The organism is Nocardiopsis nanhaiensis, from assembly GCF_054778635.1.
The window spans coordinates 1-8,623 of sequence record NZ_BAAGZJ010000141.1 but is presented as its reverse complement, the minus strand read 5'-3'; the positions used below and the strand labels follow the sequence as shown (position 1 = coordinate 8,623).

6 protein-coding genes and 1 pseudogene are annotated in these 8,623 nt (G+C 64.8%); 3 read left to right on the top strand and 4 right to left on the bottom strand.

Going from position 1 to position 8,623, the window contains the following annotated elements; all coding sequences use genetic code 11:
* Positions 1-346 precede the first annotated feature (346 nt).
* Entirely contained in the window at positions 347-1,231 is an 885-nt protein-coding gene (locus tag ACYVD1_RS33935) for an SDR family NAD(P)-dependent oxidoreductase (RefSeq protein WP_460778578.1), read from the bottom strand.
* Positions 1,232-1,270: 39 nt separating this feature from the next.
* Between ACYVD1_RS33935 and ACYVD1_RS33930 the strand changes: the two genes are divergently transcribed.
* Positions 1,271-1,804, top strand: coding sequence for a TetR/AcrR family transcriptional regulator (locus ACYVD1_RS33930; protein ID WP_460778577.1), 534 nt, complete (start codon positions 1,271-1,273; stop codon positions 1,802-1,804).
* A 305-nt stretch (positions 1,805-2,109) separates the two neighbouring features.
* Positions 2,110-3,397: pseudogene (locus tag ACYVD1_RS33925) on the top strand (IS701 family transposase).
* A 61-nt stretch (positions 3,398-3,458) separates the two neighbouring features.
* Here ACYVD1_RS33925 and ACYVD1_RS33920 read toward each other — a convergent pair.
* Complete coding sequence (locus ACYVD1_RS33920) at positions 3,459-4,133, bottom strand: RHS repeat protein (protein ID WP_460778576.1); 675 nt, start codon at positions 4,131-4,133, stop codon at positions 3,459-3,461.
* A gap of 18 nt (positions 4,134-4,151) precedes the next feature.
* Positions 4,152-5,579 carry an MFS transporter gene (locus tag ACYVD1_RS33915; RefSeq protein ID WP_460778575.1) on the bottom strand — a complete coding sequence of 476 codons (1,428 nt, stop codon included), beginning with the start codon at positions 5,577-5,579 and terminating at the stop codon, positions 4,152-4,154.
* A 107-nt stretch (positions 5,580-5,686) separates the two neighbouring features.
* Here ACYVD1_RS33915 and ACYVD1_RS33910 point away from each other — a divergent pair, with 107 nt between their 5' ends.
* Complete coding sequence (locus tag ACYVD1_RS33910; protein WP_460778574.1) at positions 5,687-6,589, top strand: LysR family transcriptional regulator; 903 nt, start codon at positions 5,687-5,689, stop codon at positions 6,587-6,589.
* A 608-nt stretch (positions 6,590-7,197) separates the two neighbouring features.
* Here the strand turns inward: ACYVD1_RS33910 and ACYVD1_RS33905 are convergent.
* Positions 7,198-8,427, bottom strand: a complete 1,230-nt coding sequence (locus ACYVD1_RS33905; protein ID WP_460778573.1) for a hypothetical protein — start codon at positions 8,425-8,427, stop codon at positions 7,198-7,200.
* Positions 8,428-8,623: the final 196 nt, after the last annotated feature.

Here is an 8,623-nt window from a genome sequence, read left to right as displayed (position 1 = left end):
GCCACGCCACGAAGGTTACCTACGAGCAGGTTCTTAGTGACCCTTTCACCCCACCGCGAACGGCATACCGCCAGGTCAGCGCGCTACCGATACGAAAATCTCCCACCCTTGGGTGAACTCAGGTCTGATCCAGGCTAGCGAGGAACATCGCGACTAGGAGTGCTGAGTAGATCAGCCAGATGCGTCGCTTGGTGAGCAGTAATCGGGCAGGGGTAGTCATGGACAAGGGGTCCTATCCTAGGAATGAACCGGAGGTAACGCAGGATGCTCGTACTGAAGGCCGTTTCTTGTGCACTGCGTGGAGTCGGATGATATTTTTCTGGGATTCTCTAGCGATGGTTTCGCGCTATTCAGCGCGGACGATCCGCGACATGAACAGATCCCAGAGCCGGTCTCCGAGGACTCGGCGCGCAAACGGGCCGATACGGGCTTGGCTGCCGACTTTGTATCGAGCGCGAGGCCGGGGCGACACAACGGATTCCACGATGGTGTCGGCGACTCGCTCGGGTGCGACGCCGTTGTCGCCCTCGTTTCGGGCGAAGCGCAGGACGTTCTGCGTCACTGCTCGGTAGGGGCTCTCGACGGGCTGCGGCGGGAGCGCGCGCTCAAGGGCATCCGTGAACGAACTCTTGATGGCGGATGCCTGAATGAGGATCGTGCGAATACCGAAGCGACTCGTCTCGAAACGGAGAGAATCGGAGAATGCCTCGAGCGAGTACTTACTCATGGCGTAAGCAGAAGACAGTGGCGGCGTGACGATCCCAGCACCGGAACCAAGGTTAACGATGGTGCCGCCACCGGCTGAGCGCATTCCCGGCAGGACGAGCTGACACAAGCGGATGAGACCGAAGACATTGGTCTCGAACTGTGCGCGGTATGTCTCCAGGGACAATTCTTCGATGGCCCCAGCCTGCGAATAGCCCGCGTTGTTGACCAGAAGCCCGATGTGAGAGCCCGCGTTGGCGATCGTGGAGATTGCTTGTGCGCAAGAGTCCTCATCGGTCACATCGAGGCTGACGGTGCGGCATCCGAGGTCCTCAAGGTCTTTGATCGACTCGAGGTTGCGCGCGGATGCCCAGACCGTGAAGCCCGACTGGACCAGTGCGAGCGCTGTCGCTCGGCCGATCCCCGACGAGCAGCCCGTGACGAGGGCGGTCGTGGACGAGGGGATCGGAGTATCATTTTGTCTCATCATGCGACTCATCATCGGACACGCATGTCCGATCGTCAAGCGACCGTGTACACTTCTGGCATGCCTCAAGGACCCGCGATGCAGAACCGCACCAGGGCAGCGATCCTCGATGCGGCCGCAACGATCCTGGCGGCAGAAGGCGAGGCAGCGAGCCTCGCCGACGTCGCTCAGGCCGCGGGAATCGCCCGCTCTACGCTCTATCGCTACTTCACCACTCGCGACGCACTGCTCACCGCACTTGCGGAGACTGGTGCACGCGAAGTTGACTCACGGCTCTCCGAGATGGCGGACAGCTCCCTCCCGATACCTGAAGCACTCGCCCGCCTCACTCGTTCCCTTCTCGCTGTGGGCACGAAATACGTCGCACTCACCACCCTCCGACCCAAACCCGACGAGCCGACCAACGCCGAGCTGATCGAGCCCCTGGCGCAGCTATTTCGCCGCGGAATCGACGACGGCACAATTCGCAAGAACCTCGACCCGGAAGAACTCGCGAGCATCTACGGTGATCTCATCAACGGCGCGATCACCCGCTCCGCTACAAGTAGCGCCAATGTCGAGCACACCAGCGCCCTCATCGTCAGCGTGCTCCTGGACGGGGCAAAGCAATAGTCGGCTTGCGCCGCGATCTCCGATTACAATTCCGGCTGATCCTGATCAAACGGTCCCATCGCCGCAGTGATGTCCTCCCGGAGGATGGAACGAGCGCCTCGGTAAGGAACGCGGAGGCGGGGCACTGCCCGCGATCAAGCGTGGTGACGCGCAACTAGTACTCCAGTTGTAGATCCGGTTTGCCCTGCTCAGAGGCCATTTGGCCGGAGCGGAGAGATTCACCCCGCTGATCTGGCCGTTTCCCGGACACACCAACGGCCACCGCCCGATCATCGATGGTTGTGAAGACAACAAATCCCGAGGCGGTGGCCGCGGCCACCAGCGTAGCGGCCAGGCGCTGGCCCCACCTGCTGAACGAGACGATCTCCACGGTCGTTGACCCGTACCTGGCCCGCCCCGAGACCCGCACCACCGCCCGCGACCTGATCCGTGCCCTGCTCGCACCGCTGACCCGCAAGAACTGCTGGACCCTGGCCGAGCACACCGGTCACCGGTCCCCCTACCGGATGCAGCACCTGCTGGGACCGCTTGGACGAACGAGCGCTGGCCGCCGCCTTGCGCGGCTACATCGTTCGTCACCTGGGCACCAACGACGTGGTCCTTGTCGTGGATGAGACCGGTGATGTGAAGAAGGGCAACCGTACCGTCGGGGTGGCCCGCCAGTACTCGGGCACCGCCGGACGTATCGAGAACTGCCAGGTCGCGGTCTACCTCGCCTACACCACACCCGGGGCCCATGCCCTGATCGACCACCGCCTCTACCTGCCCCGCGCCTGGACCGAGGATCCCGAGCGGCTCCACACCGCGGGAGTGCCCGAACAGGTGGAGTTCGCGACCAAGCCGGAGCTGGCCCGCCAGATGATCCACACCGCTTTGGAGTCCGTTCCCACCGCGTGGGTGGCCGGCGACGAGGTGTACGGTCGCAACCCCGGCCTGCGCACCTACCTGGAGCAACACCGCATCGGATACGTGATGGAGATGGCCGCCACCGACCGGCTGGCCACCCCGCGCGGGCTCCTCGCGGTCAAGGAGCTGGCCGTCCTGGTCCCCGAACAGGCCTGGCAGAAGCTCTCCGCTGGGACCGGAGCCAAGGGCGAGCGGTTCTACGACTGGGCGCTCATCGACGATGTCGCGGACGGATCCGGGGTGCGGTGGGTGCTCCTTCGCCGCAACCGCACCACCGGTGAGCTGGCTTTCTACCGGTGCTATGCCCCCACTCCGGTACCGCTGGCGCGCTTGGTGGCGGTAGCCGGACGGCGGTGGCGGGTGGAGGAGTCCTTCGCCCAGGGCAAGGGCTTGGCCGGGCTGGACGAGCACCAGGTGCGGACGTGGACTTCCTGGCACCGGTGGAGCCTGTTGGTGATGGTCGCCTACGCGTTCACGGCCGTGTGTCGCCTGGCTGAGCTTCGACGGCATCCGGTTCCGGAGTGGTTGGTGGCGTTGACCTGCAACGAGATCGTTCGTTTGCTGAACGCTCTGTTCGCTTCCGTTCCGGATGTGGAGCACGTGCTGGCGTGGTCGGTGTTCAGACGCTCTCACCAGGCACGGGCCAGGTCTTGCCACTACCGCAGACAAGCAGTCCGAGAATCATGACAAACCGGATCTACAACTGGAGTACTAGTTAACCCCATGGAGTTGACGTTGGTGAAATTTTTTACCAGCAGATGAGGAGTTCACCGACGGCGCCCAATACTAGCCCTTCTCCTGATCCTTTTAGGGCACCCATGCTAGCTCCTCCAACAACACCCGCAAAGGTTCCCTTGGGCCCGAGAACGGAACCAGCGATACCGCCCCCGACGGCCCCGACGCCGGCATGGATGACTCCCCCGACTGAAGCACCGACGACGGCGGCCTCCGTTATGCACTCTCCGTATGTTTGAAGTCCAGTGGGGTCGGTGTTGTTGATGGGGTCGCAGTCGGCGTAGGTGTAGTTGTTGAGTTCCTGCCGGGAGGGGTCCGGCTGGGTGAAGCCCAGGGTGAAGGTGTCCAGGAAGCGGTGGGACAGGTGCACCGTCCCGTCCTGGAACTGATAGGCGCCGGTGTAGCCGAACGGGTTCAACTCCCCCGCCCGAGTGCCTTCCAGGGTCTCACTGGTCTGCTCCCCGTAAGGGCTGTACTCGTAGACCGCGTCGGGCTCGTCAGCTTCACTGCCCTCGGCCGTGATGGCCAGGACGGTGTTCTGGTGGTCGGTGGTGTAGTGGTAGCGCTCGTCCCCAACAGCCGAAACCATCGAGATCAGTTCGCCGTCGGGACCGCGCACGTAGCTGGTGCGCTCACCGTCGGAGGCGATCCCGGCACACGCCGAGGCCTCCTCCATCACACTCGGCACGACATCGCCACAACGGTTTCAAACGACGCTCTGCTCTGCTTTGCTGCGTGGGTTCCTGATGGTACTGAGCATGTGCATGCTGGCGGCGAGAGCGAAGCACGCGTAAAAGAAGGCCGCGATCCCCAGGGCGCTGTCAGTTCCGGCCCCGTAGATCGCTTCTGTTGAGGCCCCCGCAGCGGACGGGTCAGCGTAATGGATGGCCATGACCCCAAGGACCGCGATGCCGGTACCGGCACCCAGCGCGAAGGCGCCTTCCTGGATCGCACCGGCGTCAGCGGTACGGTTCTCCGGCGCAGTACTCATGACGGCATTGGCACCGATCGCCATGACGATCCCGGACCCCAGCCCGAGAAGCATCATCCCCACCAATTCACCGGTCCCGGGAGTGGTGGCCAGCAGCAGGAATCCGAACGCGACCACCGACATGCCAACGATGATGACGTACTGCTGGGCGAACCAACCCTGCAACACGGGCCCGATGAGTCCACCGACCGCCATCGCTACGGCCAAGGGCAGGAGCGCGATTCCGGCGTCGATCGCCGAGATCCCCCCGACGACCTGGTAGCGCAGCGTCAGCAGGTAGAGCGTGCCGTTGAACACACCCAGGGTCGTCGCGATCAGCAATGCCGCGTTCGCCAGCAGACCGTTGGCCAACAGGCGCACGTCCAAGAACGGGCGCGGTAGGCGCAGCTGCCTGACCACGAACAGCACCGCGGCAATAGCGCCTGCGGCGATTGCCGTGGGACCCAACCACGGGGCGGTGTCCGGTTGGGTCAGGTCCTTCAGCCCGGCGATGAGCAGACCGACCGTTACGGCCGACAGGCCCGCGCTCAACGCGTCGAGGCTCGGCGGGTCAGGGTTGGTCGACTCCCGCAGCACGAACCCGGCCGCGATGAGGCAGACCAGCAGGATCGGCACGTTGATCCAGAACACCCACCGCCACTCGGCCAGCTCCACGAGACCGCCCCCGAGCAGTGGCCCCAAGGCCGATCCGGTACTGAAGCCGGCAGTCCAGATCCCATAGGCCAGGGCCCGCAACCTGATCCCGGGAAAGGACACTCGGATGATGGCTACCGTCCCGGCGATCAGAAGAGCGGAGCCGACCCCCTGGCCGACCCGCGCGGCGATCATCACCGCACCGCTCGTTGCCAGACCTGCCAGTGCCGCGCTGACGATGGCCACGCTCAAGCCGAGCATGTAGATGCGTTTGCGACCGAAGCGGTCGGCTGCCACCGCGCTGGGGACCAGGGAGACTCCGGCGGCCAGAGCGTAGATGTCGCCGATCCACAGGGTCTGCATCGTGTCCAAGGCCAAGGCGCTGGTCAGCTCTGGAAGCGCAATGGTCACCTTGGTCATGTCCGTGCCGCCGACGAGCATCACCACGCCGAACACCACCAGGACCGCGTACAGGTTGCGGTTCGGTGCGCGAGATGTCGCATCAGTCATCGAGAACGCCGCCCAGCGCTGGAGAACAGGGATCTACTCCAGTTCTAGGAGCATCGATCACTGGCGTCCAGGTTCAACTTTTCACCGAATCCGTGCACCATGAGTGCATGATTGATTCCCGGTTGCGCCTGTTGATCGCCGTGTGCGAGTACGGCACCGTCACCGCGGCGGCGGAAGCGCTGTATCGCAGTCCGTCCGGCGTCTCCAAGCAGCTCAAGGAGCTGGCCGCTGAATTGGACGTGGATCTGCTCGAACGCCACGGTCGCCGTGTCAGACTCACCCCCGCAGGACAGCGCCTGGTCGCCCATGCCCGCACACTCAACGCTCAGTGGGAGACGGCTCTGAGCGACACCACCGCTGCGGCCAGGCAACTGTGTGGACCGATCACCATCGGAGGGTTTCCCACGGCGATCCCCTCGCTCCTCGCCCCGGCCGCACTCCGGATGAAAGCGCACCACAAGCTGCTGGAACCGATCGTCAAGGAGGTCTACTCCAGCGAGCTCCTCACAGCTTTGGAATCGGGGTCCATCGACCTGGGACTCTTCGTCGCCAGCGAGTCAACCAGTCACATCGCGGACAGCCACGTCGAGGTGATCAGCGTCCTCGATGACCCCATCGATCTGCTCGTACCTGAAAGGCACCGCTTCGCCACCAACGACCAGATCCAGTTGGAGGATGCGGCCCAGGAGGAGTGGATCTCCGGCCATCCTCATCAAGACGCCTACATCGAGCTGTTGGCCGCGACCCGCGCGATCGGGTATGCCCCTCGGGTGGCCCACTACGCGCAGGAACTTACCGCCACCACCGCCTTGGTGGCTGCTGGTCTCGGTATCGCGGCGGTGCCCAGGATTGCCATGACCGTCCACCACCCGAGGGTGGTCCAAATCCCCCTGACCGGCAGTCAGATACCCAGACGCAGGATTCTACTCGCCCTGCGCCGCGGCTCACGGGACAACCCCCGTATCGCAGCAGCAGTTTCTTCCGTACAGGAGATGTCAAACACTCTCTGACGGCGTCAACTGAACCGTTGAGCTGGCAGAGCACACGCGGCAAGAACACGAGAATAATCGTCCGAGAAACTCGGCCACAACCATCGGACGCTTCCCCTGCTTGTGTGCTCCGTTTGTGCTCCGCACTTTTGGACCGGGACGGCGGCGGGCGGCACAACGCGGCACAGGACGGCATCCTGATTTGGATGGTGCGGGACGCAACGGCACGAAGTGACACGCGGCGGTACCCGGGCACTCCTTCTCATCCGACGGCCGCAGGTTCGAACCCTGCTAGGTGCACCACAAAACTCCTGCGCCGCACTGACCTGGCCGAGCCTTCACCGCGGTGGGTCCGGGGTGAAACCCAGGTGGGACCAGACGTCCTGCCCACGTGTCATCTATGCCGGAACTGACAAGCTCTGTCTGTCGCGGTCCCGTGACGTAAGTCGGCACCTTCAACAGGGAGTCTCCTGAGCCGTCAGCACCCCCGGGGCGGGCACACTGCACCAGGTTCAACGATGGCCCTGTCCGCGTGAGTGAAGGAAGGCGATCCCGGCACACACCGCTGGCTTCCCGGACCCGAGCCTCTCCCGCACCGCGATCAGCAACCCGCTCACCTTGCTGCCAGATCAGTACAGCGACGGCTCCTGACTCCAAGCGCGAGCGCCAAGGGTCAGAGCATCATCGCCCACCACGAAGGTCTCCAGCTCTTCCCTGCCCTGTCCGATGCGAACCTGTCCTGCACGATCGAACGCGCTGGCCCGCGCGCGGAGTCGGACGGGATCGGTCGCGGTCAGAACACGCAGGCGCCACGGTGCTCCTTCCTCCTGGGCGGGCACGGCCAGGTGCGCCATGGCGCAGGCATCACGGCGGGAACGCGTGCCGGTGTGTCCAGCCGTGTAGGAGGCCATGCGCAGCTCCGCTTGCTCCGGTAAAGCGGTGACCCCGCGAGCAGGCTCGCGGGTGGCCGGGACGGCTTCCCCCACGGCCAGGTCATCACGTATCCAGCGGGTCAGTTCCTCAGCGTCCGGAACGCCCGTGAGGAGCATCCTCCAGTCCGATGCCAGGTCGGTTCCGCCGCGCCGAAGCCAGGTGACCACCAGGGAGCGGAAGGCGGCCTCACGCCGCCGTCGCGGGAGTGCTCCCGCCTCCAGGATGTCGTGTCCGGCCCCGTGCAAGGCACGACAGTATGCCTCCACCGGTATGCGCGTGACCTCGCCGGGATAGCGGACCGAGCGGATCCGCCTCATGGCCCAGAGCAGGAAGGTCGCCGCTCCCCGGGCGAAACCCTCCACCGTTCCTTCCTGTGGCGGATGACCGACCCGTGACCCCGCCTGTCGGGGCGGGATCTGCACGTCAGCGCGGCGACCGGCACCCGAAAGGTGCCAGGAGGAGTCCTCGAGGCGCAGCGAAGCATCCCGTGCCCGCAGGACTCCCCCTGAGCCCAGACCGATGGTCACCCCTCGGGTATCGGAGCTCAAGCGCACCCCGAGGGCCGCACCTGTGTCGACGTCCGCCTCGCTCACCTCATCCAGGTGTACCACCAGCGCGGGAGGAAACACCGGTGTGCTCGCGTCGTGGTCGTAGGAGCGGACCAGGTCCAGGATGAGGAAACCGCAGAGTCGGGCACCGGACCGTTCGAGTTGGAGGTGGCGGACGGTGGACGCACCCAGGACGTAGTCATCGGCCAGATCGGTCAGTGTCTGCGGCGTCCAGCGGTAGTACACCGGGCGGACCACGCCCCGGTAGTCACGGTAGGGCTTGTTGAAAAGTGCGGGTGGGGGCTGGACCAGCGCGTCGATCCGGTGGCCGGCGAGCGCGCCCTGCTCCACCATCCAGTCCCAACGGGACAGTCCCAAGCGCGCCATCCACGCCAGGGCCGCTCGGGCACGCCGCTCCCGTGCGCGAGGGGTTCGGCCCGTCGCGGCACCCCTCTGTGTCAGGCTCAAGTGGGACACCAAGGGATAACCTTCACTAACTGACACAAGCAGGGCGAGAACAGGCAACCACCACGGTGACAATGACCAACCACGACCTCCACACCAACGATGAAGG

Bases quoted from the DNA above. Each gene is read 5' to 3' on its own strand.
- ACYVD1_RS33910 (WP_460778574.1), top strand. From the start codon at position 5,687: ATGATTGATTCCCGGTTGCGCCTGTTGATCGCCGTGTGCGAGTACGGC.
- ACYVD1_RS33915 (WP_460778575.1), bottom strand. From the start codon at position 5,579: ATGACTGATGCGACATCTCGCGCACCGAACCGCAACCTGTACGCGGTC.
- ACYVD1_RS33930 (WP_460778577.1), top strand. From the start codon at position 1,271: ATGCAGAACCGCACCAGGGCAGCGATCCTCGATGCGGCCGCAACGATC.